The sequence below is a fragment of the Methylocystis sp. Se48 genome (genome assembly GCF_056269425.1).
In genome coordinates this window covers 909886-936128 of the sequence record NZ_CM149850.1, presented here as the reverse complement: position 1 = coordinate 936128, position 26243 = coordinate 909886, and the positions used below count along the sequence as shown (strand labels likewise).

The 26243-nt window shown below is 65.7% G+C and carries 29 protein-coding genes; 24 read left to right on the top strand and 5 right to left on the bottom strand.

Going from position 1 to position 26243, the window contains the following annotated elements:
• From ACV959_RS04565 to ACV959_RS04540, 6 genes are read left to right on the top strand one after another with little or no spacing between them, the layout of a single operon-like run.
• Entirely contained in the window at window positions 1-747 is a 747-nt protein-coding gene (locus ACV959_RS04565) for an RluA family pseudouridine synthase (protein ID WP_475738733.1), read from the top strand.
• Window positions 748-763: 16 nt separating this feature from the next.
• Window positions 764-2308 (top strand): TldD/PmbA family protein, encoded by a 1545-nt coding sequence (locus ACV959_RS04560; RefSeq protein WP_475738732.1) that lies wholly within the window; start codon window positions 764-766, stop codon window positions 2306-2308.
• A 4-nt stretch (window positions 2309-2312) separates the two neighbouring features.
• Window positions 2313-3647 carry a TldD/PmbA family protein gene (locus ACV959_RS04555; RefSeq protein ID WP_475738731.1) on the top strand — a complete coding sequence of 445 codons (1335 nt, stop codon included), beginning with the start codon at window positions 2313-2315 and terminating at the stop codon, window positions 3645-3647.
• Window positions 3648-3691: 44 nt separating this feature from the next.
• Complete coding sequence (locus ACV959_RS04550; RefSeq protein ID WP_475738730.1) at window positions 3692-4687, top strand: ABC transporter substrate-binding protein; 996 nt, start codon at window positions 3692-3694, stop codon at window positions 4685-4687.
• Window positions 4684-5442, top strand: a complete 759-nt coding sequence (locus ACV959_RS04545) for an ABC transporter ATP-binding protein (RefSeq protein WP_475738729.1) — start codon at window positions 4684-4686, stop codon at window positions 5440-5442. Before ACV959_RS04550 ends, ACV959_RS04545 begins: the two co-directional genes overlap by 4 nt.
• Window positions 5439-6218: an ABC transporter permease gene (locus ACV959_RS04540; RefSeq protein ID WP_475738728.1), complete on the top strand. Its 780-nt coding sequence runs from the start codon at window positions 5439-5441 to the stop codon at window positions 6216-6218. The genes ACV959_RS04545 and ACV959_RS04540 overlap by 4 nt, the downstream gene beginning before the upstream one ends.
• 48 nt (window positions 6219-6266) lie before the next feature.
• Here the strand turns inward: ACV959_RS04540 and ACV959_RS04535 are convergent, their stop codons facing one another.
• Window positions 6267-7637, bottom strand: coding sequence for a L,D-transpeptidase family protein (locus ACV959_RS04535; protein ID WP_475738727.1), 1371 nt, complete (start codon window positions 7635-7637; stop codon window positions 6267-6269).
• Window positions 7638-7807: 170 nt separating this feature from the next.
• On the opposite strand from ACV959_RS04535, the gene ychF reads away from it, so the two are divergent.
• Entirely contained in the window at window positions 7808-8905 is a 1098-nt protein-coding gene (gene ychF / locus ACV959_RS04530) for a redox-regulated ATPase YchF (protein ID WP_475738726.1), read from the top strand.
• 26 nt (window positions 8906-8931) lie between these two features.
• Here the strand turns inward: ychF and phaR are convergent, their stop codons facing one another.
• Window positions 8932-9549, bottom strand: coding sequence for a polyhydroxyalkanoate synthesis repressor PhaR (gene phaR, locus ACV959_RS04525; protein ID WP_475738725.1), 618 nt, complete (start codon window positions 9547-9549; stop codon window positions 8932-8934).
• A 246-nt stretch (window positions 9550-9795) separates the two neighbouring features.
• Between phaR and ACV959_RS04520 the strand changes: the two genes are divergently transcribed.
• The 5 genes from ACV959_RS04520 to ACV959_RS04500 all read left to right on the top strand — a co-directional run bounded on the left by ACV959_RS04520 (window position 9796) and on the right by ACV959_RS04500 (window position 14292).
• A complete protein-coding gene (locus ACV959_RS04520; protein ID WP_475738724.1) occupies window positions 9796-10971 on the top strand; it encodes an acetyl-CoA C-acetyltransferase in 1176 nt (391 codons plus the stop codon).
• Between the two features lie 119 nt (window positions 10972-11090).
• A complete protein-coding gene (gene phbB / locus ACV959_RS04515) occupies window positions 11091-11816 on the top strand; it encodes an acetoacetyl-CoA reductase (RefSeq protein WP_475738723.1) in 726 nt (241 codons plus the stop codon).
• Window positions 11817-11955: 139 nt separating this feature from the next.
• On the top strand, window positions 11956-12885 hold the full coding sequence (locus tag ACV959_RS04510) for a lysylphosphatidylglycerol synthase transmembrane domain-containing protein (RefSeq protein WP_475738722.1): 930 nt from the start codon (window positions 11956-11958) through the stop codon (window positions 12883-12885).
• A gap of 104 nt (window positions 12886-12989) precedes the next feature.
• Window positions 12990-13502, top strand: coding sequence for a L,D-transpeptidase (locus ACV959_RS04505; protein WP_475738721.1), 513 nt, complete (start codon window positions 12990-12992; stop codon window positions 13500-13502).
• Between the two features lie 142 nt (window positions 13503-13644).
• The gene (locus ACV959_RS04500; RefSeq protein ID WP_475738720.1) at window positions 13645-14292 is read left to right on the top strand and encodes a hypothetical protein; all 648 of its coding nucleotides are present in this window, start codon (window positions 13645-13647) and stop codon (window positions 14290-14292) included.
• Window positions 14293-14294: 2 nt separating this feature from the next.
• On the opposite strand, the gene ACV959_RS04495 is transcribed toward ACV959_RS04500, so the two are convergent.
• Together ACV959_RS04495 and ACV959_RS04490 are read right to left on the bottom strand one after the other, a co-directional pair.
• Entirely contained in the window at window positions 14295-14510 is a 216-nt protein-coding gene (locus ACV959_RS04495) for a hypothetical protein (RefSeq protein ID WP_475738719.1), read from the bottom strand.
• A gap of 198 nt (window positions 14511-14708) precedes the next feature.
• On the bottom strand, window positions 14709-16790 hold the full coding sequence (locus tag ACV959_RS04490; RefSeq protein WP_475738718.1) for an elongation factor G: 2082 nt from the start codon (window positions 16788-16790) through the stop codon (window positions 14709-14711).
• 156 nt (window positions 16791-16946) lie between these two features.
• Between ACV959_RS04490 and rph the strand changes: the two genes are divergently transcribed.
• The 12 genes from rph (at window position 16947) to ACV959_RS04430 (ending at window position 25174) form a co-directional block, all read left to right on the top strand.
• On the top strand, window positions 16947-17663 hold the full coding sequence (gene rph / locus ACV959_RS04485) for a ribonuclease PH (protein WP_475738717.1): 717 nt from the start codon (window positions 16947-16949) through the stop codon (window positions 17661-17663).
• Window positions 17660-18289, top strand: coding sequence for an RdgB/HAM1 family non-canonical purine NTP pyrophosphatase (gene rdgB, locus ACV959_RS04480; protein WP_475738716.1), 630 nt, complete (start codon window positions 17660-17662; stop codon window positions 18287-18289). The genes rph and rdgB overlap by 4 nt, the downstream gene beginning before the upstream one ends.
• 163 nt (window positions 18290-18452) lie before the next feature.
• The gene (gene adh, locus ACV959_RS04475) at window positions 18453-19970 is read left to right on the top strand and encodes an aldehyde dehydrogenase (RefSeq protein ID WP_475738715.1); all 1518 of its coding nucleotides are present in this window, start codon (window positions 18453-18455) and stop codon (window positions 19968-19970) included.
• Complete coding sequence (locus ACV959_RS04470) at window positions 19970-20341, top strand: DUF779 domain-containing protein (protein ID WP_475738714.1); 372 nt, start codon at window positions 19970-19972, stop codon at window positions 20339-20341. The genes adh and ACV959_RS04470 overlap by 1 nt, the downstream gene beginning before the upstream one ends.
• A gap of 149 nt (window positions 20342-20490) precedes the next feature.
• Complete coding sequence (mscL, locus tag ACV959_RS04465) at window positions 20491-20916, top strand: large conductance mechanosensitive channel protein MscL (protein WP_475738713.1); 426 nt, start codon at window positions 20491-20493, stop codon at window positions 20914-20916.
• A gap of 99 nt (window positions 20917-21015) precedes the next feature.
• Window positions 21016-21633 (top strand): methylated-DNA--[protein]-cysteine S-methyltransferase, encoded by a 618-nt coding sequence (locus ACV959_RS04460; RefSeq protein WP_475738712.1) that lies wholly within the window; start codon window positions 21016-21018, stop codon window positions 21631-21633.
• Window positions 21634-21699: 66 nt separating this feature from the next.
• Complete coding sequence (locus ACV959_RS04455) at window positions 21700-22080, top strand: flagellar basal body protein (protein WP_475738711.1); 381 nt, start codon at window positions 21700-21702, stop codon at window positions 22078-22080.
• A complete protein-coding gene (gene flgC / locus ACV959_RS04450; RefSeq protein ID WP_475739586.1) occupies window positions 22080-22496 on the top strand; it encodes a flagellar basal body rod protein FlgC in 417 nt (138 codons plus the stop codon). The genes ACV959_RS04455 and flgC overlap by 1 nt, the downstream gene beginning before the upstream one ends.
• Window positions 22496-22822 carry a flagellar hook-basal body complex protein FliE gene (gene fliE, locus ACV959_RS04445; RefSeq protein WP_475738710.1) on the top strand — a complete coding sequence of 109 codons (327 nt, stop codon included), beginning with the start codon at window positions 22496-22498 and terminating at the stop codon, window positions 22820-22822. The genes flgC and fliE overlap by 1 nt, the downstream gene beginning before the upstream one ends.
• Window positions 22823-22833: 11 nt before the next feature.
• Window positions 22834-23622, top strand: coding sequence for a flagellar basal-body rod protein FlgG (flgG, locus tag ACV959_RS04440; RefSeq protein ID WP_475738709.1), 789 nt, complete (start codon window positions 22834-22836; stop codon window positions 23620-23622).
• The gene (gene flgA, locus ACV959_RS04435; protein ID WP_475738708.1) at window positions 23622-24071 is read left to right on the top strand and encodes a flagellar basal body P-ring formation chaperone FlgA; all 450 of its coding nucleotides are present in this window, start codon (window positions 23622-23624) and stop codon (window positions 24069-24071) included. The genes flgG and flgA overlap by 1 nt, the downstream gene beginning before the upstream one ends.
• Window positions 24068-25174, top strand: coding sequence for a flagellar basal body P-ring protein FlgI (locus tag ACV959_RS04430; RefSeq protein WP_475738707.1), 1107 nt, complete (start codon window positions 24068-24070; stop codon window positions 25172-25174). Before flgA ends, ACV959_RS04430 begins: the two co-directional genes overlap by 4 nt.
• Here the strand turns inward: ACV959_RS04430 and ACV959_RS04425 are convergent.
• Window positions 25168-26241 (bottom strand): EscU/YscU/HrcU family type III secretion system export apparatus switch protein, encoded by a 1074-nt coding sequence (locus tag ACV959_RS04425; protein ID WP_475738706.1) that lies wholly within the window; start codon window positions 26239-26241, stop codon window positions 25168-25170. The two genes, ACV959_RS04430 and ACV959_RS04425, sit on opposite strands and share 7 nt — an antisense overlap.
• Between the last annotated feature and the right edge of the window lie 2 nt (window positions 26242-26243).

Below are 26243 nucleotides of genomic sequence, written 5' to 3'. Positions count from 1 at the left end.
ATGGATCTCCTCTCCCGCCTACTGCACCGCGACGGGCTTATGCTCATTGTCGACAAGCCCGCGGGCGTTCCCGTGCACCGCGGCCCCAAGGGCGGCCCGAGTCTGGAGGACGCTTTCGACCAATTACGATTCGGCCTGCCCCGCGCCCCCGCTCTTGCTCATCGGCTGGACAAGGACACCTCCGGCTGCCTTGTGCTGGGCCGCCACCGCAAAGCGCTGGAGCGGCTGGGCAAGCTCTTTAAAACGGGCCGAATCGCCAAGACCTACTGGGCCGTCGTGGAGGGCGCGCCGGCGCAGAACGCTGGCGAGATCGACCTTGCGCTCGGCCGTCTGGACGCCGCCCGCGGCTGGTGGATGCGGCCGGATCCGCTCGGCCTGCCCTCCCGCACGAGCTGGCGCGTGCTCGGCCGTTCCGCGGACGCCGCGCTGACTTTCGTCGAATTTACCCCGCACACGGGGCGCACGCACCAGATCCGCGTCCACGCGCAGGCGATGGGATGGCCCATCCTCGGCGATCCGATATACGGTAGCGGCCGACGCGAGGGCGCGCCGCCGCTGCATCTCCATGCGCGCGGGATCGTCATTCCCATAAAGGAAAGCAAGGAGCCGGTGCGGGCCGAAGCCCCCGCGCCGGCGCATATGCGCGAAGCCATGGCCGCCTGCGGCTGGCGGGAGGACGGCGCCGTTCAGGTAAATCTGGCGCCGCAATTGCCAAAAGCCGATGAAGCGCTCAGATTGGCAGAATAACTTCGAGGAGAACTCCGTGGCGCCCAATTTCGCGCCCAACAGGGACGCGCCAGAACGTCCCGCCGCCGTGCGGGGCGATCGCTTCGCACTCGACCGCGGGCTGCTGTACGACCTCGCCGGCCTCGCGATCGAGGCCGCCAACCGCGCCGGCGCGAGCTACGCAGACATCCGTTTCGGCGAGACTTTGCGAGAATTTGCCTACGCCAAGGACGACCGGCTCGAACAGTTCGACGAACGCTCGACGTGCGGCTTTGGCGTCCGCGTCCTCCTCGACGGATCCTGGGGGTTCTACGGCGCGCGCCGGCTCGACGCGGCGAGCGTCTGCGAGGGCGTGACGCGCGCGCTGGCGAACGCCCGCGCCGTGCGGCCGATCCAGGGGCGGCCCATCTCGCTCGAGCGGCTCCCCGCGCATGAGGCCGAATGGGTCATGCCCATGGCGACCGATCCTTTCGCCGCGCCGACGCGGGAAAAGTCCGACCTGCTGCTTTCGATTTGCGCGGCGGCGCGCGACAATGGCGCGGATTTTTGCTCGGCCTCGCTGTCGCTCGCGCGGGAGGAGCGATTCTTCGCCAACAGCCTCGGCGCCCGCATTCACCAGACCCGTACGCGCGTCCACCCATCGTTCACCGCCACCGCCATCGACCGCGCCGCCGGCCGCGTGGCGTCGCGCGACAGCCTCACCCCGGCGCGCGGCGCCGGATGGGAGTATGTGGCCGGCGCCGGCCTGCTCGAAGAAGCCGCGCTCGCGGGACGGCAGGCCCGCGAAAAGCTCGCGGCGCGGCCCGTCGTCTCCGGCGATTACGACGTCGTCATCGACCCCACCAATCTCTGGCTCACGATTCACGAGACTGTCGGCCATTCGACCGAACTCGACCGCGCGCTCGGCTGGGAGGCGAATTTCGCGGGCACGACCTTCGTGAAGCCCGCTATGCTCGACACGCTGCGCTTCGGCTCCGAGCTCATGACCATCGTCGCCGACCGCTCGCAACCGGGGGCGCTGTCGACAATCGGCTACGACGACGACGGCGCGCCGGCGGAAACCGCCGAATTCAAAATCATCGACAAAGGCGTGTTCAAGAATTTCCAGATGGCGCTCGGCCAGGCGCATTACATCGGCCTCCCAGCGTCGAACGGCTGCGCCTACGCCGACAGTCCGACCGCCTTTCCTATCCAGCGGATGCCGAATATCTCGCTCGCCCCGAACCCGGAAAAATGCTCGCTCGACGATCTGGTGAGCGGGATCGACAACGGCGTTTACATCGTCGGCGCGGGAAGCTGGAGCATTGACCAGCAGCGCGACAATTTCCAGTTCGGCGGCCAGCTCTTCTATGAAATCAGGAACGGAAGGCTTGGCGACATGCTGCGCGACGTCGCCTATCAGGGCCGCACAATCCCCTTCTGGAACGCGCTCGACGGACTCGGCGACGCCTCGACCTATCATCTCGATGGCACCTTCACCTGCGGCAAGGCCGAGCCGGTGCAGGTCGCGCCGGTCTCGCACGGCAGCCCGCCCGCGCGCTTCCGCAAGGTGCGCGTGCTGAACACGAGCGGCGGCGCATAAGAGCATGTTCCTCTCTTCCGAAGACGCCAGAGCCATCGCCGGTAAAATCATCGCGCGATCGACCGCCGACGCCTGCGTCGTGAAGATCGACGGCGGCGAAGACAACAGCCTGCGCTTCGCGCGCGGCGGCGCCACGACCAATGTCACGGCCTCCGAGTCGAGCCTGCGCATCTCCTCGCATATCGGCGGGCGCGTCGGCTCCGTCACGACGGGCAGCCTCGACGACGACGCGATCGAGGCGGCGCGCGCGCGATCGGAAGAAATCGCGCGCATGCTACCGGTCGATCCCGATTATGTCGCGCCGCTCGGGCCGCAGACCTATGACGTCTCCGCGCGCTACGACGACAACGACGCCGCGTTTGGTCTCGACGCGCTGGCGGCCCATGCGGCGCGCGTGATCGCGGAGGGGGCGGCGCGCGGCGTCGACACCTTCGGCTGCGCCGCGAGCGCGCGCCGGTTCGAGGCGCTCGCCACGAGCAACGGCCTCTTCGCCTATGAGCGCCGCAGCGAGATCGATCTCTCCGCCACCGCGCGAAACAGGACGGACACATGGTCCGGCTGGGCGGGCGCGCATCACTTCTTCGGCGCGCGCCTCGACGCCGACGCCGTCGCAAAACGCGCCTGCGCGAAGGCCGCCTATGACGTTGAACCGGTCGATCTCGAACCCGGCGACTATACGGTGGTTCTCGAACCCGCCGCCGTCGCGGAGCTCGCCTTCTGGCTCATGAGCGCGATGGATGCGCGCGCCGCCGACGAAGGCCGCAGCTTCTATGCGCGACCCGGCGGCGGAACGATGGTCGGCGAAAAGCTCTTCGACGAGAAACTGACCATCCGCATCGACCCCGCCGATCCGCTGGCGCCGGAAAGCGGCGTCGGCTGGGAGGGCGTGCCGCATCGCGCCCGCGCCTTCATCGACAGGGGCGTTGTGAGCGCGCTCTACCGCTCGCGCAGCTGGGCGCAGAAGACGGGCGCCGAGCCTGTTCCCTTCGGCCGCAATTTCATCATCGAGGGCGGCGGCGCCACGCTCGACGACCTGATCCGCTCCGTGAAGCGCGGCGTGCTCGTCACGCGCATCTGGTATGAAAACATCGTGGAGCCGAAGAGCCTTCTGCTCACCGGCCTCACGCGCGACGGCAATTTCCTCATAGAGAACGGCCACGTCACGGCGCCCGTGCGCAACATGCGCTTCAACCAGCGGCTGGGCGAACTCTTCGCCAACGTGATCGCCTTTGGACGGACCGAACGCGCCTGGCGGGCCTCGGGCGGCGGCGGCGCGGCGGCGGCGCCCCCGATGCTGGCGGAGAAGTTCCACTTCTCGTCCAAATCCAGCGGCATCTGACGCGCGATTTCGTGTATGTTGCGGACGCCCCGCTGGAGCGCCGCATGACCCTTCGCGCCGTTATCGCCTGTCTCGCCGCACTCTTCATCCTTCCCGCCGCTGCGCTGGAAAAGGTAAGTTTCGCCACCAATTGGCGCGCGCAGGCCGAGCATGGCGGCTTCTACCAGGCCGTGGCGGACGGAACCTACGCCCGCTACGGCCTCGACGTGACGATCCACCAGGGCGGACCCCAGATCAACGCGCGGCTTCTGCTCGCAGCGGGCCGCGTCGATTTCGCCATGGGCGCGAATACGATCCAGATGTTCGAGTCCGTTCAGCAGAACGTGCCGATCGTCGCGGTCGCGAGCATGTTCCAGATCGATCCCGTGATCTTCATGTCGCATCCGGGCGTGGGTCTCGACCGTTTCATGGATCTGCCGAAAGCGACCGCCTTCATTGCGAACGACATGCGCGCCTCCGTGTGGCAATGGCTGAAGCAGGCCTATGGCTTCAAAGACGAAAAAGTTAAGCCTTATGGGTTCAACTCCGCGCCGTTCATCGCTGACAAAATGTCGATCCAGCAGGGATTCCTCACCTCCGAGCCCTACGCGATCGAAACGCAGGGCGGCTTCAAGCCGAACGTCTTTCTTCTGCCCGACTTCGGCTACGACAGCTATTCGACCACAATCGAAGCGCGCGCCGAGACCATCGAGCGGAATCCGGATCTCGTGCAGCGCTTCGTCGACGCCTCGATCATCGGCTGGTACAATTACGTTTATGGCGACAACGCCGCCGCCAACGCCGCGATCAAGCGCGACAATCCGGAGATGACGGACGGGCAGATCGCCTTCTCGCTCGCGAAGATGAAGGAACATGGCGTCGTCGATTCCGGCGACGCGCTCACGATGGGCGTCGGCGCGATGACCGACGCGCGGATGAAAAGCTTCTTCGACAAGATGGCCGGAGCGGGCGTCGTTCCGGCCGGCCTCGATTATAGGAAAGGCTACACACTGCGCTTCATCGGCAAAAAGGTCGGCATGGAGCTGCGGCCGAAACAATGAACGCTCCCGTCGTCTCGCTGCATGGCGTCGCCAAGACCTTTCCCAACGGCGTGACCGCGCTCGCCGGTTTCGATCTCGACGTGCGCGCGGGCGAAACGCTGACTCTGCTCGGGCCTTCCGGCTGCGGCAAGTCCACCGTGCTTCGGCTCGTCGCGGGCCTCTCCAGTCCGAGCGCGGGCGCGATCGCATGGCGCGACCCGGGCGCCAAGAAGAATCTCGGCATGGTGTTTCAGGAGCCGACGCTCCTTCCCTGGGCGAATGTCTTCGACAACGTCTATCTCCCGCTGCGCCTCGAGGGCGAAAGCCGCGCCTCGGCGCGGGAGCGCGTCATGGAGGCGCTCGCGCGCGTGGGGCTTGCGGACTTCGAAAGGGCGCTTCCGCGCGAGCTCTCCGGCGGCATGAAGATGCGGTGTTCGATCGCCCGCGCGCTGGTGACGAAGCCTGCGCTCATCCTCATGGACGAGCCTTTCGCGGCCCTCGACGAACCGACGCGGTTCAAGCTCAACGACGATCTCGTCGCTTTGAAGAACGATCTCGGCGCGACGATCGTTTTCGTCACGCATTCGGTTTTCGAGAGCGCCTTTCTCTCGACGCGGATCGTCGTCATGTCGAAGGCGCGCGGAAAGATCGTCGAGGAAATCGACATCGATCCTGGTCTCCCACGCGACGCCGAGTTTCGCATGAGCGAGCGTTTCTCCGACATTTGCCGGCGCGCCTCCCGCGCGCTGCGCCATGCGACAGGGGAAGCGGCGTGACCAGACTTCGCGACATTGCGATTCCCCTCGCCGTCTTCGCCGCCGCGCTCGGGCTCTGGGAGTGGATCGTCGCGGCGAACGACATTCCGCCCTATATCCTGCCGGCGCCTTCCGCGATTTTCGCCAAGCTGGTCGAAGACCGGGCGCTGCTTTTCTCCTCGCTGATCGTCACGCTCGCCGTGACGCTGAAAGCTCTGCTCGCCGCGACGATCTGCGGCGGCGCCCTAGCGCTGCTGCTCGCGCAATCGAAATGGCTCGAGCGCGCCTTGCTGCCCTTCGCGATCGTGTTGCAGGTGACGCCGATCATCGCGATCGCGCCGCTGCTGCTCGTCTACATGCAGCCCGAAAACGCCGTGCTGGTCTGCGCCTTTCTCGTCGCCTTCTTCCCGGTCCTGTCGAACACGGCGCTTGGCCTCGCCTCGGTCGATCATTCCTTACGCGATCTTTTCGATCTCTATCGCGCGAGCGCCTGGCAGAAGCTCGTCTATCTGCGCCTGCCTGCGGCCCTCCCGCAGTTTCTCACGGGACTGCGGATCGGCGGCGGCCTGTCTCTTATCGGCGCCATCGTCGCGGAACTCGCGGCAGGCGCCTCCGGGCAGGGGACGGGCCTTGCCTATCGCATCGTGGAGGCGGGGTTTCGGCTGGACATTACGCGCATGTTCGCGGCGCTAGCGCTGATATCGCTGACAGGGCTCGCCATTTACGGCGCGCTGGCGGCGTTGTCGCATTATCTGCTGCGCGGCTGGCATGAGAGCGCGCGGGAACGCGGGGAGTAAGCCTCTCATCCGCAAGCGGGAGAGGAGGCAGGACGGGCCCGCGAAGCGCTACTGCCCCGCCTCGCCGCCCACCTCGTCGAGGCGATAGACATCGTCCCGAAAATGCACGGTCCCGTCCGACGACGCCCAGCCCGTCATATAGACCCACACCACCGGCACGGCGCGGGACAGACGCACCTCCTCGCGCTCGCCGCTCGCGATCTTCGCCTCGATCTGCTCCTTTGACATCTGCGGACCGCTCGCGCCGTCGAGAATCCAGGCGGCGAGATCGACGACGCCCTGCACGCGCACGCAGCCATGCGACAGAAAGCGGTAGTCGTTCGCGAACAGGTTCCGCGACGGCGTGTCGTGCATATAGACCGAATGCGGATTGGGCATCGAGATGCGGATCGAGCCCAGCGAATTGCCCGCGCCCGAATCCTGCCGCAGCGTGTAATTGACCGCGCGCTCGCTCGACCAGTCGACCGAACGCGGGTTGATTTCCTCGCCCTTGCTGTTGAGCACGCGAATGCGCGAGCGCGTCAGATAACCCGGATCGCGCAACATGCGCGGCGCGATTTCGTTCTTGATGATCGAGGCGGGCACGGTCCATGTCGGGTTGATGTTCACCGCGACGACCTTCGCCTGAACCTCCGGCGAATGATGTTCGGGATCGCCGACGATCGCCGCGTAGCGGCGCACGACGCGATCGTTCTCCACCGCATCCACCGCGGTCGAGGGAATATTGACGACGATGTAGCGGTCGCCGAAGGGGAAATCGAGGCCCGCGAGACGCTGCGCGGAAGACGCCAATTGCCGGAAGCGCACGGTCGCCGGAACGTCCAGCGCCTTGAGCGTCGCCCCCGCGACGACGCCCGTCTGCTTCAGTCCCATTCGGAACTGGAAACGCTTCACAGCCGCCGTCAGCTCCGCGTCCCACGCGGCTTTCGTCGTGTTGCCGAGCGTATCGTCCTCGGCGGCGAGGCGCCGTCGAAGCGCGACCACCGCCGGCCCCTTGGCGCCGGGACGCAGGGAGACGCCCACCTTCGGCCAGCCGCCGAGATCGACGATCTGGGCGTAACGCTCGGAGGCCTTGGAGGTCGTGAAGAAGGTTTCCGGCTGCAGCACCGGCGTCGGATCGTCGGAAAGCGCCGTCTCGCGCGGCGGAGCCGGCGGACGCGGTTTGGGCTTGGGCTTGGGCGCAGGCGCGGCCTCGGCGGCTGGGCCCGGCGTTCCCGCGTCCGCCGGGGGCGCTGCGGGCGCCGCCGGAGCGGGAGCCGGAGCCGGCGCGACAGGCGCGGGCGCCGCCGGGGCGGGAGCGGCGGGAGGCGCGGCCGGAACGGGCCCCTGCGACAGGGCGGCGTCGGGAGCGGCCCAGGAGAAAACCGCCGCCAGAAGGAAAACCCGCGCCGTGGCATGCGGTCTTTTCAGTCGTGTCATCACATGTCTCTCGAGGCGAATCGCGGAGGCGCCCGTTGGTTTGTTCCGCTTTTGGGCGCGCCCGTCCCTTCGGTCAAGGTCGCGCGCGCCGGATGCGCCCCCTTGCCTTTTCGGCCGCCGCCCCGCATACCCCGCGCCAAGACGACCTTCTCTAAGCGAACGGGACGAATATGGGATTCAAATGCGGCATCGTCGGTCTGCCGAACGTCGGCAAATCGACCCTTTTCAACGCGCTGACCCAGACGGCGGCGGCGCAGGCCGCGAATTATCCCTTCTGCACCATCGAGCCCAATGTCGGCGCCGTGGCGGTGCCTGACCCGCGCCTCGAAACGCTCGCGCGGATCGCGGGCTCAAAGCAGATCGTCCCGACGCAGCTCACCTTCGTGGACATCGCCGGCCTCGTGCGCGGCGCTTCCAAGGGCGAAGGGCTTGGCAACCAGTTCCTCGCCAATATCCGCGAATGCGACGCCATCGCCCATGTGGTGCGCTGCTTCGAGGACGGGGACGTCACCCATGTCGAGGGCGGCGTCGATCCGATCCGCGACATCGAGACGATCGAGACCGAGCTGATGCTCGCCGATCTCGAAAGTCTCGAGAAGCGCGTGGTCGCCCTGGAGAAGAAAGCCAAGGGCGGCGATAAAGAGGCCAAGGAACAGGTCGACCTCATGAACCGCTGCCTCGTGCTGCTGCGCGAGGGCAAGCCCGCCCGCATGGCGAAAGTCTCGGAAGAAGAGCGCAAGACCTTCGAGGGGTTGGGCCTCCTGTCCTCCAAGCCCGTCCTCTATGTCTGCAACGTGGAAGAGGAGTCGGCCGCCGAAGGCAATGCCAATTCCGCCAAGGTCGCGGCGCGCGCCGAGGAAGAGGGCGCGGCGGCGGTCGTGGTGTCGGCGAAGATCGAGAGCGAGATCGCAGTCATGCCGCCTGAGGAGCAGAAGGACTTTCTGGAGGCCGTCGGCCTGACGGAGCCCGGCCTCAACCGCGTCATCCGCGCCGGCTACGAGCTGCTGCGCCTCATCACATACTTTACCGTCGGCCCCAAGGAAGCGCGCGCCTGGACGATCGAGAAAGGCACGCGCGCCCCGGCGGCGGCCGGCGTAATCCATACGGATTTCGAAAGGGGCTTCATCCGAGCCGAAACCATCGCCTATGACGATTACGTCGCCAACAAGGGCGAGACGGGCGCGCGGGATGCGGGACGGCTGCGGCTGGAAGGCAAAGATTATGAGGTCGCCGACGGCGACGTGATGCATTTCAGGTTCAATACGTGAAGGAACGCGTTGCGGGCTGAGTCTTCTCACCCCTTAGACAAATTATCGATCCGCTTGTTCAACTCATCGAGCTGCCGCTTCAGCTCAGCCACGTCGCCGCTCTCTTTCGCGACGCCCTCATGCTCGTCGAGAGACGGCCCGGTCGTGCCGGTCACGCCCTCGGTCTGCAGGCCGAAGGGGTTGAACATGGTGAGCGCCTGACGGAACACGGCCATATTCTTGCGAGCCTGCTCCTCCATCGCCTGAAAGGCGGCGCGGGTCGGCTCGGCGAAGGGGCCGGCAGGCAGCGCGGAGGAGATCTGATCGCGGAATTTCTGCTGCTCCTTGGTGAGTTTGTCGATCGAAAACTCCAAATAGCTCGGCACGAGCATCTGCATGGAGTCGCCGTAGAAGCGAATGAGCTGGCGCAGGAAGGCGATCGGCAGCAGGCTCTGGCCGTCCTTGCCCTCCTGCTCGAAAATGATCTGGGTCAGCACCGGGCGGGTGATGTCCTCCCCGGTCTTGGCGTCGCAGACGACGAAGTCCTCCCCCCTTTTGACCATCGCGGCGAGGTCTTCCAGCGTGACGTAAGTGCTTGTTCCCGTGTCGTAGAGACGACGGTTGGCGTATTTCTTGATCACAGTTGGTTTCTTCTCGGTCGCCATACGCCTGACCCGTTCCCCTCGCCTCGGACCGCCGCCCAAAATAACGCCACGCCCACCCCATGGGACGATAAGCGAATTTTGGCGCCTGCGGCAATATTTTCCTCGCCGGTGGCTTTCGTTCGGCCCCAATTCCGTGCAAAACGGGCCGCGGCTTGACGAACGCAAGCGCGAACTGCTCAACCACGTCCGCCCCGGGCCGGGCGCCTGAGAGGCTCGAGAGCCCGAACCACCTGCAAGGAGACAGACATGACGACCGATATCGTGATCGTTTCCGCGGCGCGCACCGCCGTCGGATCGTTCAACGGAGCCCTTGGAACGGTTCCGGCCCACGAACTCGGCGCCGCTGCTGTCAGGGCCGCTCTGGAGCGCGCCAAGGTCGAGCCCGGTTCGGTGGACGAAGTCATTCTCGGTCAGGTGCTGACGGCGGCCCAGGGCCAAAATCCAGCCCGTCAGGCCGCGATCAAGGCCGGCATTCCGGACAGCGCGACCGCCTTCGGCGTCAATCAGGTCTGCGGCTCCGGCCTGCGCGCCGTGGCGCTCGCCGCGCAACAAATCCAGGCGGGCGACGCCTCCGTCGTCGTCGCCGGCGGCCAGGAGTCCATGTCGCTGTCGACCCACGCCGCCCATATGCGCGCAGGCACCAAGATGGGCGACGTCAAGTTCATCGACACGATGATCATGGACGGCCTCACCGACGCCTTCAACAACTATCACATGGGCATCACGGCCGAGAACGTCGCGCGCCAGTGGCAGATCACCCGCGAGCAGCAGGACGAGTTCGCGGTGAAGTCGCAGAACAAGGCCGAAGCCGCCCAGAAGGCCGGCAGGTTCAAGGACGAGATCATCCCCTTCACCATCTCGACCCGCAAGGGCGACGTGACCGTCGACGCCGACGAGTACATCAAGCACGGCGTCACCCTGGAGGGCGTCGCGAAGCTGAAGCCCGCCTTCATCAAGGACGGCACGGTGACGGCGGCGAACGCCTCCGGCATCAATGACGGCGCCGCGGCGCTCGTCGTCATGAGCGCCGCCGAAGCTCAGAAGCGCGGCCTCACGCCGCTCGCGCGCATCGCCTCCTGGGCGACCGCCGGCGTCGATCCGACCGTGATGGGCTCGGGCCCGATCCCGGCCTCGCGCAAGGCGCTGGAGAAGGCCGGCTGGAAGGTCGCCGATCTCGACCTCATCGAGGCGAACGAGGCCTTCGCGGCGCAGGCGATCGCCGTCAACAAGGACATGGGCTGGGATCTCGACAAGGTGAACGTGAACGGCGGCGCCATCGCCATCGGCCATCCGATCGGCGCCTCGGGCGCGCGCATTCTCGTCACGCTTCTGCATGAGATGGGCCGCCGCGACGCCAAGAAAGGCCTCGCGACGCTCTGCATCGGCGGCGGCATGGGCATCGCGCTGACCGTGGAGCGCTGAGACGCCAGAGCGCGCGCGGGCGGGCGCGCCTTGATCCGGCGCCGTGGACGGGCGCGCCGAACGGCGCGCGGTCCGGCGCCGGCTTTTCATTGGGAACATGAGCAGAGGAGACAGATCAAATGGCGAGAGTTGCAGTTGTGACGGGCGGCACGCGCGGCATCGGCGAAGCGATTTCCAAGGCGCTGAAGGCCGCCGGCTACAATGTCGCCGCGACCTACGCCGGCAACGACGAAGCCGCCAACAAATTCAAGGCGGAGACGGGCATTCCGGTTTTTAAGTTCGACGTTTCCGATTACGACGCCTGCGCCGCCGGCCTCGCGCAGATCGAGAAGGAACTCGGCCCGGTCGAGGTTCTGGTCAACAACGCCGGCATCACCAAGGACCGCCTGTTTCACAAGATGGAGCTGGCGCAGTGGCAGGCGGTGATCAACACCAATCTGAACTCCCTCTTCAACGTCACCCGTCCGGTCATCAACGGCATGCGCGACCGCGGCTTCGGCCGCATCATCGTCATTTCGTCGATCAACGGCCAGAAGGGCCAGGCCGGCCAGACGAACTACTCGGCCTCCAAGGCCGGCGACATCGGCTTCGTGAAGGCGCTGGCGCAGGAGTCGGCCGCGAAGGGCATCACCGTCAACGCCATCGCGCCGGGCTATATCGCCACGGACATGGTGAAGGCGGTGCCGCAGGACGTGCTCGACAAGCACATCATCCCCTACATCGCCGTCGGGCGCCTCGGCGAGCCGGAGGAGATCGCGCGCGCAGTCGTGTTCCTGGCCTCGGACGACGCCGGCTTCATCACCGGCTCGACGCTGACCATCAACGGCGGCCAATATATGACCTAGTTTCCGCGCATCGTCGCAGCGCGAATGGCCGGCCGCTGCGCCGGCCATTTTTTTGACTCCGCCCATATTCGCGCCCCGGCCGGGCCGCCCCATCATGAGAAGCTCCGTCGCCCATCTTTTTGTACGAAGAAGACGGCTTTTGGTCGTTCTGAATGCGTGCGTCCTCGCGTTCCTCGCGTATTGGCTCGCGCGCAACGTCAACTTTGCCGAACTGATGCGGGAAATCGACCGGATTCCACCGAAGGCCGTCATTCTCGCGATGACGATGAATACGGCGGTCCTGTCCTTTTACGCCCTGCGTCTGTCGACCATTCTCGGCAAGAGCGTCCTGGCGTGCTTCGTCATCACGACGGTGGGGTTTACGTTCAACGCCCTCATCCCGTTCAGGGCCGGCGAAGGCGTCAAGATCTATCTCGGCAAGTCCTATTACCAATTTGCGGTCGGCAGCCTTCTCGCCGCCATCGTCATGGAAAAGCTGTACGACGCCGGCGCGCTGGCGGTTCTGACAATGACGCTCGGCGCGACGGCCGAACGGCGCATCGTGGGTTTCAAGACATCCGCGGTCCTCGCGGCCATCGCCGCCATTGGCGTCGGGATCGCGTTACTCGCCCGGGCGAAAGGGCTTCGTCGCCTGCTTGCGCTCCTTGATTTTCGGATCGTGAAGGCGTTGCGTCTCGATGCGCTTCTGGCCTCGGCGACGGCAATCGCCGGCCACAACGCCGCGCGCGCCGCGGTTTTCACGCTCTCGATATGGCTGACGAACGTCTGCCTCGTCTTCGTCGCCTTCCGCGCGCTGCTGCCGGGAGCGGACTTCGACGTTTTCGGCGCGATGACGGTGCTGTTGATCGGCGCGCTGGCGATCGCCGTTCCCGCCAGCCCGGCGGGCCTCGGCGTTTTCGAAGCCGGAATCGTCGCCTATCTGATGAGCGCTCACGGCGTTGAGAAGGAGCGCGCGCTCTCGGCGGCGCTCGCGTACCATTTTTCGATCACTGCGCCGCATAGTCTCTTCGCCATTCTTTTTCTCGCAATCGGGTTGTGGAAATTATCGGCAAGACGACGGTCGGCATGATGCGAACCGGCGCCAGCGGCGCTCCTCCCGTGCGTCGGCGCACGGAAGCAGCAGACGCCCTCTTCTAGAACGCGCTCATTGAGACACCACAACCGAGCGCAACGATGAACCGCCTTTCCTCCACCCTCTTTGCCGCCGCCGCCCTCGCTGGCGCCGCCTCACAGACCGCCGCCGTGCGCGAAGTCGTGCATTACCATTCCGATCTGACGCCCGGCTCCATCGTCGTCAGCGAACACGAGCGCAAGCTCTATCTGATCGTCGACGGAGACGACGCCATCGCCTACAGGGTGGCGGTGCCCAAAGCCGGCAAGCAGTGGTCCGGCGTCGTTCACGTCGACGCCAAATATGTGGCCCCCGACTGGACGCCCCCTGAGGACGTGAAGCGCGATCATCCGGAACTGCCCGAGGTGATCCCCGGCGGCGCGCCGAACAATCCCATGGGCGCTCGCGCCATGACGCTGAGCCTGGGACAGGTCGCCATCCACGGCACGACCCAGAAGATGCGCAAGTCCATCGGCTCCGCCGCGTCATACGGCTGCATCCGGATGCTGAACGAGGATATCGTCGACCTTTACGAGCGCGTCGCGGTCGGCGCCACCGTCATCATGACCCCCTGACCCTTTCCGGGCCGGTCCGCGGCGACGCCCGATCAACCAAACGCCAAAAAATGGACGGGTCATCCGCGCCCGCGGCTTGACCCGGCTTTGGGCCAAGACTAGGAACATAGTTCATAGAACACAGTTCAGGATGAGATCGATCATGTCGCCCATACGCCCCGCCGCGCGTCGGCCCCGCCTCCCGCTCGCGCTGAAATTCGCCTATACGGCTTTCATGGCGGTGCTGATCCCGGTGTACTGGGTCAATTACGGACCGACCAATTTCCTCTACTTCTGCGACATGGCCCTGCTCGTGACGCTCGCCGGCGTCTGGACGGAAAGTCCGTTTCTCGTCTCCATGCCGGCGGTCGGCATTCTCGCGCCGCAATTTCTGTGGGTGGCGGACTTCGGGCTCAATCTTGCGGGCGTCCGCCTCATGGGCATGACAGATTATATGTTCAACGTCGCGACCCCGCCGCTCTTGCGCGGACTCTCGCTCTTTCACGGCTGGTTGCCGTTCCTGCTTCTCTATCTTGTCGGGCGTTTGGGCTACGACCGCCGCGCCCTCGCCGCCTGGACTGCGCTCGCCTGGGCGCTGATGCTGATTTCCTGGCTTTTCCTGCCCGGGCCGAGACCCGACGCCGGGCTGACGCCTGTGAACGTCAATTACGTCTTCGGCCCCAGCGACGCCGCCCCGCAAAGCTTTGCGCCCGCCTGGGCATGGCTGACTCTGATGATGGCTGGACTGCCGCTCGCGATGTTCGCGCCGGTTCATCTGGCGTTGAACCGCTGGCGGGGAGCCTCCTGCTGAGATCAGGAGGCCCGGCCCCTGCGCTTCTGCATCAGACAGCCGGTCTCCGCCCCGTCCGCGCCGAGCGCGACTTTCTTCACGCAGCGGGACGCCGTCGAGGGCGAGGCGCTATCTTCGGCCGGCCGGCGAAAGGCAAGGCCGCGCGAATTGTCGGCGCTGGCGAAGAAGCTCAGCGAGGACGCGCAGCAAACGGCAACGAGAAAGACGAACATGCGCATGGTTCCGCTCCGGCGATTTTCGGACCGTTCAGATGTATTTCCGAACCCGCCCGAGTCTTCCCCAGAAGCAGATAGACCGCGATGCGGCGCCGCACATCAACCGTCTGGATGAAAAACCATCCGCGAGGACGGCGCGCGGCGGGATAGCCGCCCGCCACGCGCCCGATCTCGGGAACACCCGCGCAGTCCCGTGCGTCGTTATCCGACCGCCGCCCTCGGCGCATGGCCGGCGTGCGCGGCGACGATGTCGCGCGCCTGCTTGCCGACGACCTCCGCCAGATGGTCGAAGCGGGCCTGGAAAAATCCCGCGCCCGCCGTCGCCGAGCGCAGTTCGACAATCAGATTATCCATCTCCGCCTCCGGGATGAGCGCTTCGAGCTTGTCCCACCCCTCCCAGCCGTCGCGCGGGCCAAAGCCCATGATCTGCCCGCGCCGCCCGGAGACGAGTCCCGTCGCGCGCGACATGGCCTCGCTCGGAACGAAGATGTCGACGGCGAGCACCGGCTCCAGCAGGATCGGCTCCGCCTTGCCGAGCGCCTCGCTCATGCCGATGCGGGCGGCGGTGCGGAACGCCATGTCGGACGAGTCGACCGTATGGTAGGAGCCGTCCGTCAGCACGGCCTCGACGTCGACAACCGGAAAACCGAGCGGCCCCTGTTGCAGGGCGTCCTGACAGCCGGCCTCGACGGACGAGAAATATTGCTTCGGCACCGCGCCGCCGTGTACGCGCTCGGAGAAGGCGAACCCCTCCCCGCGCCCGCGTGGCGCGACCTCCAGCACCACGTCGCCGAACTGCCCGTGTCCGCCAGATTGCTTCTTATGGCGGCCGCGCACCGTGACTTTCTGACGGATCGTCTCGCGATAAGCCACCGTCGGCCTCGACACGTCCACCACGACGCCGAAACGCGATTGCAGCCGCTCCAGCGCGACGCGCAGATGCATTTCGCCCTGGCCGTACAGCCTGATCTGGGACATCTCCTGATCGTGCAGGAAGACGAGCGACGGATCTTCGTCGACGAGTTTCGCCATCGCCGCGGCCAGACGCATCTCGTCCTTGCGGTCCCTCACCGCAAGCGCCAGCGCATGCACCGGATCGGGGATCGGCGCTCGGGTGACGAGCTTGCCCGGGTCGGCCTTGCCGTCCGCGACGACCGTGTCGCCGGTGTGCGCGTGTTCGAGCCGGCCGAGCGCGACGACGTCGCCTTCTTTCGCGTCGGCCGCCTTGGACACATTGGCGCCCATGAGCCGCGACAGACCCGAGACGCGATCCTCGCCATGCGCGGAGACGATCGTCTGGCCGTCGGCGAAAGCGCCGCGCAGCACGCGCGCGATGGAGAGCTTGCCGCCATGCGACGTGTGTAGGCTGCGCAGAATGCGCGCCATGGGCGGCCCGTTTTCCTCGACTCCGAGGCGCGCGCGCGTTTGCGCGATTCCGGGCGCCTCGTGACGCAGCGCCTTCAGGAGCCGGGTGACGCCCGCCCCGCGTTCGGCGGAGCCGATGAAGACCGGCGCGACGAGCCCCGCGCGCAATTCTTTCGTCAGATCGTCGAAAATCTGATCACGCGGCGGCTCGATGTCGGAAATCAGCTCCTCCATCAGCGCGTCGTCGTAATCGGCGAGGCGCTCCAGCATCGAATAGCGCGCCTCCTTCTCCGGCGCGGCCTGATCCTTGGGAATCTCGACGACTTCCGAAGGCGCGTGCTCGCGATAGACATAGGCGCGTTCGAGCGCGAGATCGATGAAGCCGACGGCGACGCCATTGTTCCAGATCGGTATCTGTCGCAGCAGCAACGGCGTGCGCGACGCGGGCTGAAGAATGCCGAGGGCGTCCCGCACGTCGATGGCGGCGGCGTCGATCTTGTTCAGGAAAAGGAAATGCGGAACGCCGAGTTCCTCGAGCTGCCGCAGCGTCAGTTGCAGCGCAGGGATCTTGCGCTCGTCCGCCTCGCACACGACGATCGCGGCGTCGACGGCGGGGAGAATGTTGCGCGCGTCGTGCGCGAATTCGATGGACCCGGGAAGATCGATAAAGGCATAACGATCGCCCATGTAGTCGGCGAAGGCGATATTGGGCTCCACGCTCATCTTGTGGGCGCGCGCCTCGGCGCTCGAGTCGCCGAGACTCGAGCCGTCCGCGACGGACCCCTGCTTCGGGATGGCGTTCGCATGCGCGAGGATCGCTTCGAGAAGCGTGGTCTTGCCGCACTGGAAGGGACCGGCCAGCGCGATGAGCCGGGAACCGCGCGTTCTCGCTTCGTGGGAGAAGGTCGTTTCGCCCATTGTTTCCTCCCTTTTGCATCGGAGCCATTCGAGCCGCTCCGTTGCGTGATGCTCCCACCATGTTCCCCTTCGCGCAAGGGACGGCTGTCCGCGGCGCTTCCACCAAAGGCCAAAGCGCGTTAGAACGCTTCTAATCACGAGCACAAAGGAGTCTTCATGCGTCCCAGCAAGCGCGCGCCCGACGAGATGCGCCCGGTCAGTTTCGAGCGCGGCGTCGCCCGCTACGCCGAAGGCTCCTGCCTCGTGAAATTCGGCAACACGCAGGTGTTGTGCGCCGCGTCGCTCGAGGACAAGCCGCCGCCGTGGCTGCGGGGGCAGGGACGCGGCTGGGTGACGGCCGAATATTCCATGCTGCCGCGCGCAACCCATACGCGCACGCGCCGCGAGTCCTCCGCCGGCAAGCTCTCCGGCCGCACGCAGGAGATCCAGCGCCTCATCGGCCGCTCCCTGCGCGCCGTAACGAACCTGCCCGCGATCGGCGAGCGCCAGATCGTGCTCGATTGCGACGTGATCCAGGCCGACGGCGGCACGCGCACCGCCTCCATCACCGGCGCCTGGCTTGCGCTGCGGGACTGTTTCGAGTGGATGCGCGCGCGCTCCATCGTCAAGGAGAACCCGCTGCGCGACCATGTCGCCGCCGTCTCCTGCGGCATCTTCAACGGGACGCCGGTGATCGACCTCGATTACGCGGAGGACTCCACCGCGCAGACCGACGCCAATTTCGTCATCACCGGCTCCGGCGGTCTCGTCGAGATCCAGGCGACGGCGGAGGTCGCCGTTTTTTCGCCGGACGAACTCTCCGCCATGCTGTCGCTCGCGAAGAAAGGCGTCGCCGATCTCGTTGCGCTGCAAAAGGCTGCCCTGGCGTCATGACCCACCGCAAGATCCACGGCAAACTCGTTATTGCGACGCACAATCCCGGCAAGCTCTGGGAGCTTCAGCAACTACTTGCGCCGCATGGCGTCGATGCGGTTTCGGCCGGCGACCTCGGGCTTCCGGAGCCCGAAGAAACCGAGACGACGTTTCGTGGCAATGCGGCGCTGAAGGCCCGCGCGGCGGCTATGGCCGCGGGCCTGCCCGCCTTCGCCGACGATTCGGGACTTTGCGTCGACGCGCTCGACGGCGCGCCCGGCGTCTATTCCGCGCGCTGGGCGGGCGAAACCAGAGACTTCAAGGCCGCCTGCGCGCTCGTGCGCCAGAAGCTCGAAGAGCGCGGCGCGACTCCGCCCTATCGCGCCAATTTCACCTGCGCGCTCGCGGTTGTCTGGCCCGACGGGCACATCGAGGAGTTCGAAGGCCGCGTCGACGGCGTTCTGGTGTTTCCGCCCAAGGGCGACAAGGGATTCGGCTACGATCCCATCTTCAAGCCCGACGAACTCGACAAGACCTTCGGCGAGATGATGTCGGCCGAAAAGCACGCCCTGCCCGGCGACGGCTCCCGCGCGCTGTCGCATCGCGCAAGGGCGTTTCAGGCGCTGGCGAAGGCGTGTCTCGACTGAAGGATCGCGCCGCGGCATTTCGCCCGAGCTCGAGCCGCCAATTCCGGGGAGAGCCGGCGCGCGCCGCTCTTTCTCTTGGCGCGCGCCTGTGCCTTACTATCTTCGGACGCAGGACAAGCGCGGCAAAAGCGCGCGAATCGAGGAAACCCTAAAGAGGCCGCCCATGACCAAGCACGAGACTTTCGCCGCCGCGAAGCCGCCTTTCAAGGCGCGCTATGGCAATTTTATCAATGGCGCATGGGCGGACGCGAAGTCGGGCCGCACCTTCGACAACATCTCGCCGATCACCGGCCAAAAGGTTTGCGAGATCGCGCGCTCCGACAAGGACGACGTCGAGGCCGCGCTCGACGCGGCGCACGCCGCCAGGGACGCCTGGGGCCAGACCAGCGCGGCGGAGCGCGCGCGCATCCTCAACAAAATTGCTGATCGCATGGAGGAAAATCTCGCCCTCCTCGCGACCGCCGAGACCTGGGACAACGGCAAGCCGATCCGCGAGACCATGGCGGCGGATATCCCGCTCGCCATCGACCACTTCCGCTATTTCGCCGGCGCCGTGCGCGCGCAGGAAGGCGGCATATCCGAGATCGACCACGACACCGTCGCCTATCATTTCCACGAGCCGCTCGGCGTCGTCGGCCAGATCATTCCGTGGAACTTCCCGCTGCTGATGGCGGCCTGGAAGCTCGCCCCCGCGCTCGCCGCCGGCAATTGCGTCGTGCTGAAACCCGCCGAGCAGACGCCCGCGAGCATTCTCGTCTGGGCGGAGGTCGTCGGCGATCTGCTGCCGAAGGGCGTCCTCAACATCGTCAACGGCTTCGGCCTCGAGGCCGGCAAGCCGCTCGCCTCGTCGAACCGCATCGCCAAGATCGCCTTCACCGGCGAGACGACGACGGGCCGTCTGATCATGCAATACGCTAGTCAGACTCTGATCCCCGTGACGCTCGAACTCGGCGGCAAATCGCCCAATATCTTCTTCGAGGACGTGGCGCGCGAGGACGACGACTATCTCGACAAGGCCATCGAAGGCTTCGTGATGTTCGCGCTCAATCAGGGCGAGGTCTGCACCTGCCCGAGCCGCGCGCTCATCCACGAGAAGATATACGACCGCTTCATGGAGCGCGCCCTCAAGCGCGTCGCCGCGATCAAGCAGGGCAACCCGCTCGACCCCGAGACGATGATCGGCGCGCAGGCGTCCTCCGAGCAGCTCGAAAAGATTTTGAGCTATATCGACATCGGCAAGCAGGAGGGAGCCAAGGTGCTGGCCGGCGGCGAGCGCAACACGCTCGAAGGCGACCTCGCCGGCGGCTTCTATGTGAAGCCGACTGTGCTTCAGGGCCACAACCGCATGCGCGTCTTCCAGGAAGAAATCTTCGGCCCCGTCGTGTCGGTGACCACCTTCAAGGACGACGAGGAAGCGCTGCGCATCGCAAATGACACGCTCTACGGGCTCGGCGCGGGCGTGTGGAGCCGCGACGTCAACCGCTGCTATCGCTTCGGCCGCGCGATTCAGGCCGGTCGCGTCTGGACGAACTGCTACCACGCCTATCCCGCGCATGCGGCTTTCGGCGGCTACAAGCAGTCGGGCATCGGGCGCGAGAATCACAAGATGATGCTCGACCACTATCAGCAGACGAAGAACATGCTGGTGAGCTACAGTCCGAAAAAGCTGGGCTTCTTCTGATGGAGGCGCCGCTTCGCGTCGTCGCGTCTCCCGCGGCGCTCGATCTGATCGAGCGCCTGCGGCGTGCGCATGGCGCCCTTATCTTCCACCAGTCCGGCGGCTGCTGCGACGGCTCGGCGCCGATGTGTTACCCGCAAGGCGACTTCTTCGTCGGCGACAATGACGTGAAGCTTGGCGAGATCGGCGGCGCGCCCTTTTACATCGGGGCCGCGCAATTCGATTACTGGAAACATACGCAGCTCATCATCGACGTCGTGCCGGGCCAAGGGGGCATGTTTTCGCTCGACAACGGCACGGGACAGCGATTCCTGACGCGCTCGCGGCTCTTTTCCGACTCCGAACTGGCGGCGCTGGCGTCAGTAACATCGTAATAGACAATCGCTATTCCGCGGCGATTGACGCAGCGCCCAGAACCCGTAACGTGACGCTCGCGTTCGACCGGCGCCAACTGGCGCGGCGCCGGCAAAGGTCGCGCGGCTCGGGGTCGCGCAGAGCGCCGCGCGCCAGTTTAGAGGAAGGCATGCTGCAGGATTTCAAGAACTTCGCGTTGCGTGGAAATGTCGTGGATCTCGCCGTCGGCGTCATCATCGGCGCGGCGTTCGGCAGGATCATCGACTCGCTCGTGAGCGACGTCATCATGCCGGTCATCGGCGCCATCACCGGCGGACTCGACTTCTCCAACTATTTTCTTCCGCTATCCAAGGCCGCGCATACGGACATGACCTATGAGGAGGCCAAAAAGGTTGGCGCCGTCGTCGGTTACGGGCAATTCATCACTGTCGCGGTGAACTTCATCATCATCGCCTTCGTATTGTTCCTTGTCATTCAGGCTTTCGAGCGCATGAGGCGGAAACCCGCCGAGGCTCCCGGCGCGCCGCCGGAGCCGACGAAAACGGAAATTCTCCTGACGGAAATCCGCGACGCGATCCGCGGCCATCAGCCGTAACGCGCTTCCGCATCCGGGAGCCGGGCGCAAGACGCGCCCGGCTCTTCCCGTGCGCCTCGCCGCGCCTTAAACTCCCGATCGAGGTCAAGGGAGATGCGCATGGGGTCAATCAAAGCCCGGGCCGCGAAGGGCCCCGATCAGCCGTTCGAACCTTACGCATGCGATCCGGGCCCCTTCGGCGCCGGGCAGGCCAAGGTCGCCGCAGGGGAACGCCTCCACAGCGCGATACGCCCGTGTAGTCTCGGATGGACGGTGGTCGCTACGAGCGATAGAGGCGTTTGCGCGATCATCTTCGGCGATGCGCCGGAAGCCTTGCGCGAGGAGCTTCGCCGCCGTTTCCCGGGCGCGGCCGTCATCGAGGACGCACGGCAAGGAAACGCGATCGACGCCGCGGCTTTCGCGCTCGTCGAGTCGCCCGCCATGCCCGTTTCCTTTCCCGTCGACGCGCGCGGCACGGCTTTCCAGCAGCGCGTATGGGCGGCGCTTCGCGCCATCCCGCCGGGCGCGACGGCGAGCTATGGCGACATCGCGCGACGCATCGGCGCGCCGGCGGCGACGCGCGCGGTCGCCGGCGCCTGCGCCGCCAATCCCGTGGCTGTGGCCATTCCCTGCCACCGCGTGCTGCGCGCCGACGGCTCCATTTCCGGCTACCGCTGGGGCGTCGAACGCAAGCGCACGCTGCTCGCGCGCGAAAGCGCCACGGCGCTTCGGGCCTGATCCGCCTCCAGCCAGACGCAAGCGCCCGAGCCTAATTTCGCTTCGTCCGGTCATGCGAGGCGGAATATGGATCCGGTGTATCTTTTCAACCTGATCGATCGACAAAAGAGCTGGCTTTCCGCGCGTCAGTCCATCGTCGCGCAGAACATCGCGAACGCCGACACGCCCGGCTACAAAGCGAGAGACGTATTGCCTTTCGCCGCCGTGATGGAGCGTCAGGCGTTCGAGATGGCGGGCGCCGATCCGCGGCATATGCGTCCTTCCCAGGCCGAAACGCTCGCAGGCGCCGTCAGACCTGCCGACAGCTGGGAAACGACGCATTCGGGCAACTCCGTCACGCCGGAGCTCGAGATGATCAAGGCGGGACAAGTTCGCAGCGCCTTCACGCTCGACACCAATCTGATGCGCGCCTTTCACGGCATGTGGATGTCGACGGTGCGCTCATGATCGATCCGCTCGACGCATCGATGAAAATCGCCGGCGCGGGCCTCGCTGCGCAATCCGCGCGCCTACGCGTCGTTTCCGAAAACATGGCGAATGCGCAGTCTACCGGAAAGACGGCCGGCGCAGACCCCTACGCGCGCAAGACCATTTCCTTCACGAACGAACTCGACCGCGCGAGCGGCGTGCCGCTCGTTCGCGTCAGCGCCATCGGCGTCGATCCTTCGCCCTTCGCGATCGAGCACGATCCCGGAAATCCGGCGGCGAACGCCAATGGCGACGTAAAACGCCCCAATGTCAATCTGCTCGTCGAAATGGCCGACCTGCGCGAAGCCAATCGCGCATATGAGGCCGATCTCCAGATCATGAAACAGACGCGCGACCTTGTCGCAATGACCGTCGATCTCCTGAAAGGCGCCTGATGTTTTCCTTGTCCCCCATCGCCGCATCCGCCATCGGCGCGCTCGCCGAGACCGCGACGACAGCGCTCGCCAATGCGCCACAGGCGGCCGAATCCGTCGAAGCAGCGGGATCGAGTTTCGGCGCGGTTCTTCAGCAATTCGCCGCGCAGACCGTCGATTCCCTGAAACAGGGAGAGGCCGCCGCGATCGGCGGGATCGAAGGCAAGGTCTCCTTGCAAAAGGTCGTGAGCTCGGTGATGCAGGCCGAGCGCGACCTTCAAACGGCGATCGCGCTGCGCGACAAGGCCGTCGCCGCCTATCAGGAAATCAGCCGTATGGCGATCTGAGGAGCACACACGTGAGGGCACTCGCCATCGCCGCGACGGGTATGAGCGCGCAACAGCACAATATCGAAGTCATTGCGCACAACATCGCCAACATCAACACTACCGGATTCAAGCGTTCGCGCGCCGAGTTCACGGATCTTCTCTATCAAACGGAGCGGCTTCAGGGCGTCTCCAACCGGGGGCGCGACGCAACCGTTCCGCAGGGCGCGCAATTCGGCCTCGGCGTGCGCGCGGCGGCCGTGCGCAGCCTTCAGCAGCAAGGCGCGATGACCAACACCGGCAACCCCTACGATCTGAGCCTCAACGGGCGCGGCTGGTTCCAGATTCTCGGCACGGACAACGAAACCCTCTACACCCGCGCCGGCTCTTTCAGCACCAACGCCATCGGGCAGCTCGTGACGGTCGACGGCTATCAGCTCACGCCCACGATCACCGTTCCAGACAATGCGCTGGCGGTAACCGTCAGCCAGACGGGCCTCGTCTCCGCGATCATCGCTGGCCAGACGCAACCACAACAGCTCGGCCAATTGACAATCGCCACCTTCCCCAACGACGCAGGCCTTGAAGCGCTGGGCGGAAATCTCTTCCGGCAGACCGCCGCATCGGGCCAGCCGATCGTCGGCGTGCCGGGCGATCCCGGCTTCGGCGTCATCAATCAGGGATATCTCGAAAGCTCGAACGTCGATCCCGTGAAGGAGCTCGTCAGCCTCATCGCCGCGCAACGCGCCTTCGAACTCAACTCCAAGGTCATTCAGGCCGCCGACGAAATGGCCGGCACGATCTCCAAGGGGATCAGATGATGAGACTCCTTCGCGGCGTCGCCTGCGTCGCGATCACGGTCGGCGCTTCGCGGGCCCTCGCCGAAGGTCTGCCGGTCGCCCGTATCGTCATCTACCCCGGCGACGTGATCTCGGAGGCGATGATCGACGAACGCGCCTATGCGCTCGCGGCTGGAACCGAAGCGCTCTATGCGCAGTCGCGCGACGCGCTGGTCGGCAAGGTCGCGCGTCGCACCCTTCTGCCGGGCCAGCCCATACCAACGATCGCCGTCGACAATCCCCGCATCGTGACGGCCGGCGCGCAGATCAAGATCGTCTTTCTGGAAGGTGGGCTTCAGATCGTCGCCTATGGCGTTGCGCAACAGGCGGGCGCCGTCGGCGACATCATCCGCGTGCGCAATCAGGACAGCGGCCTGTTCATTTCAGGCCGCGTGCAAGCGGACGGCTCCGTGCGCGTCGGCGAGGGATGATGCGACGAAAGCTCGCCCTGCTGGCGCTGATATTTTTTGTCGAACCCGCCCATGCGCTGGTGCGGATCAAGGACATCACCTATCCGCAGGGACCGCGCGACTATCAGCTGGTCGGCTATGGCCTCGTCATCGGCTTGCAGGGCACGGGCGACACGATGCGCAACGCGCCCTTCACTGAGCAATCCACTTCCGCGCTGCTCGACCGCATGGGCGTCAATGTGCGGCCGAATAACAGCATGCGCACCCGCAACATCGCCGCCGTCATGGTGACGGCGTCGCTGCCGCCATTCGCAAACTGGGGCTCGACGGTCGACGTCACAGTGTCTTCCATGGGCGACGCGACGTCGCTGATGGGGGGCACGCTGGTGCTCACGTCGCTTTCGGGCGTCGACGGCGCCGTCTACGCCCTCGCGCAGGGGCCCATAGCTGTTTCCGGCTTCGCCGCGCAAGGACAAAGCGAAACGCTTACCCATGGCGTCGCGACTGTCGGCCGCATTCCCAACGGCGCCACGATCGAGCGAGAGCCGCCGCGTCCGGCCGCCACGGAAGACGGCAAGGTCATCCTCCAACTGCGCAACCCCGACTACGCCACCTCGGTGCGCATCACGGACGTCGTGAACGCCTTCACGCGCCAACGCTACAAATCGGCTCTGGCGCGGGAGCGAGACGATCGAAGCGTCCTTCTCGCCTTGCCCAAAGGCGCGCATGCGACGCGTTTTCTCGCAGAAGTCGGCGAACTGAAAGTCGCAGTCGACACGCCGGCCCGCGTCGTCATCGACGAACGCACGGGAACGGTCGTCATCGGAGCCGACGTGCAAATATCGCCGGTCGCCGTCACGCACGGCGGACTCACGGTGCGCATCACCGAGACCCCCGAAGTGTCGCAGCCGGCGCCCTTATCGAACGGACGCACGGTCGTGACGTCGCAAACGACGATTTCGGCCGCGGAGCAAACGGGCCAGGTCGCGATACTCGCGGGGCCGACCTTGAAGCAGCTCGTGAAAGGGCTGAATCAGGTCGGCCTCAAACCCACCGGAATTATTTCAATCCTCCAGGCGATCAAGAGCGCCGGCGCGCTGCAGGCCGATCTCGTCATTCAATGACGCCGCTGTCCCGCCGTGTTCAGGAAATGTATCAGCTCCGCGATCGGGCGATAAAACTCCTGCGGGATCATGCGGTCGACCTCGACCAAATCGAACATCGCCCGCGCCAGTTCCTTGCGCTCCAGAACAGGAATGTCATGCGCGAGGGCGATCTCGCGAATTTTCAACGCAATGAGATCTTTCCCCTTCGCGAGCACCAGCGGCGCGCCGCCTTCCTCGCGCACATAGCGCAGGGCGATCGCATAATGCGTTGGATTGGCCACCACGAAGCTCGCTTTCGGCACCGACGCCATCATCCGTCGGCGCGACCGATCGAGCGCGAGCGAGCGCATGCGCGCCTTCACGAGCGGATCGCCTTCCGCCTGCTTCATCTCCTCCTTCAGTTCCTGGCGACTCATCCGCAGATCGCGCCGCCATTTGAGTTTCGTCCAGAGATAATCCGCGGCCGCGAGAACCGCGAGCGCGATGGCGACCGTGCTGGCGAGATGAATCAACAGTCGCAGAATGAGCGCCGGCGTTCGCCCCGGCTCCGTGCGCATGGCGTCGATACAGGCCGCCATCTCGCTGGCGCCGGCAAGGGCGACGGCGCCGCCCACCACGGAAATTTTCACAATGGCTTTCGCCAGCTCGACGAGCCCGGCGATTCCGAAGATCCGCCGCCACCCCGCATAAGGAGATAATCGAGACCAATCGGGCTCGATCCGCTGAAAGACAATTTGCGGAACGCCCTGAACAAAGGCCGCCGCGAGCCCGGAGACCGTAATTGCAATGAGAACGGATGCGAGCGCGCGCGCCGAATCCTGAACCACCACCTCCAGATAACGCAGGGCGTCAGCGCCGGAACGCAAAGGCAAGGCGCCCACATTGCCGAGCAGGATCCCCATCCCTTCGACGAAGGGCGGAGTCGCGGAGCCGAAGAGAAAAACGAGTGCGCCGAGCAGACCGAACACGCCGAAGGCGGTTCCCACGTCGCGCGCTACGGGCGTGTTCCCCTGCTCGAGCGTATCGCGGATCTTTTTCTCGGTCGCTTCCTCGGTTTTTGACTCCGGATCGTCATTCTCCGACACGC

Coding starts and splice junctions, on each gene's coding strand:
- adh (WP_475738715.1), top strand. CDS start 18,453: ATGACCAAGCACGAGACTTTCGCCGCCGCGAAGCCGCCTTTCAAGGCG.
- ACV959_RS04500 (WP_475738720.1), top strand. CDS start 13,645: ATGTCGCCCATACGCCCCGCCGCGCGTCGGCCCCGCCTCCCGCTCGCG.
- ACV959_RS04545 (WP_475738729.1), top strand. CDS start 4,684: ATGAACGCTCCCGTCGTCTCGCTGCATGGCGTCGCCAAGACCTTTCCC.
- flgA (WP_475738708.1), top strand. CDS start 23,622: ATGAGACTCCTTCGCGGCGTCGCCTGCGTCGCGATCACGGTCGGCGCT.
- ACV959_RS04460 (WP_475738712.1), top strand. CDS start 21,016: ATGGGGTCAATCAAAGCCCGGGCCGCGAAGGGCCCCGATCAGCCGTTC.
- ACV959_RS04470 (WP_475738714.1), top strand. CDS start 19,970: ATGGAGGCGCCGCTTCGCGTCGTCGCGTCTCCCGCGGCGCTCGATCTG.
- phaR (WP_475738725.1), bottom strand. CDS start 9,549: ATGGCGACCGAGAAGAAACCAACTGTGATCAAGAAATACGCCAACCGT.
- ACV959_RS04550 (WP_475738730.1), top strand. CDS start 3,692: ATGACCCTTCGCGCCGTTATCGCCTGTCTCGCCGCACTCTTCATCCTT.
- rdgB (WP_475738716.1), top strand. CDS start 17,660: ATGACCCACCGCAAGATCCACGGCAAACTCGTTATTGCGACGCACAAT.
- phbB (WP_475738723.1), top strand. CDS start 11,091: ATGGCGAGAGTTGCAGTTGTGACGGGCGGCACGCGCGGCATCGGCGAA.
- mscL (WP_475738713.1), top strand. CDS start 20,491: ATGCTGCAGGATTTCAAGAACTTCGCGTTGCGTGGAAATGTCGTGGAT.
- ychF (WP_475738726.1), top strand. CDS start 7,808: ATGGGATTCAAATGCGGCATCGTCGGTCTGCCGAACGTCGGCAAATCG.
- fliE (WP_475738710.1), top strand. CDS start 22,496: ATGTTTTCCTTGTCCCCCATCGCCGCATCCGCCATCGGCGCGCTCGCC.
- ACV959_RS04565 (WP_475738733.1), top strand. CDS start 1: ATGGATCTCCTCTCCCGCCTACTGCACCGCGACGGGCTTATGCTCATT.
- ACV959_RS04555 (WP_475738731.1), top strand. CDS start 2,313: ATGTTCCTCTCTTCCGAAGACGCCAGAGCCATCGCCGGTAAAATCATC.
- ACV959_RS04535 (WP_475738727.1), bottom strand. CDS start 7,637: ATGACACGACTGAAAAGACCGCATGCCACGGCGCGGGTTTTCCTTCTG.
- ACV959_RS04455 (WP_475738711.1), top strand. CDS start 21,700: ATGGATCCGGTGTATCTTTTCAACCTGATCGATCGACAAAAGAGCTGG.
- ACV959_RS04430 (WP_475738707.1), top strand. CDS start 24,068: ATGATGCGACGAAAGCTCGCCCTGCTGGCGCTGATATTTTTTGTCGAA.
- ACV959_RS04505 (WP_475738721.1), top strand. CDS start 12,990: ATGAACCGCCTTTCCTCCACCCTCTTTGCCGCCGCCGCCCTCGCTGGC.
- ACV959_RS04520 (WP_475738724.1), top strand. CDS start 9,796: ATGACGACCGATATCGTGATCGTTTCCGCGGCGCGCACCGCCGTCGGA.
- ACV959_RS04490 (WP_475738718.1), bottom strand. CDS start 16,790: ATGGGCGAAACGACCTTCTCCCACGAAGCGAGAACGCGCGGTTCCCGG.
- ACV959_RS04495 (WP_475738719.1), bottom strand. CDS start 14,510: ATGCGCATGTTCGTCTTTCTCGTTGCCGTTTGCTGCGCGTCCTCGCTG.
- rph (WP_475738717.1), top strand. CDS start 16,947: ATGCGTCCCAGCAAGCGCGCGCCCGACGAGATGCGCCCGGTCAGTTTC.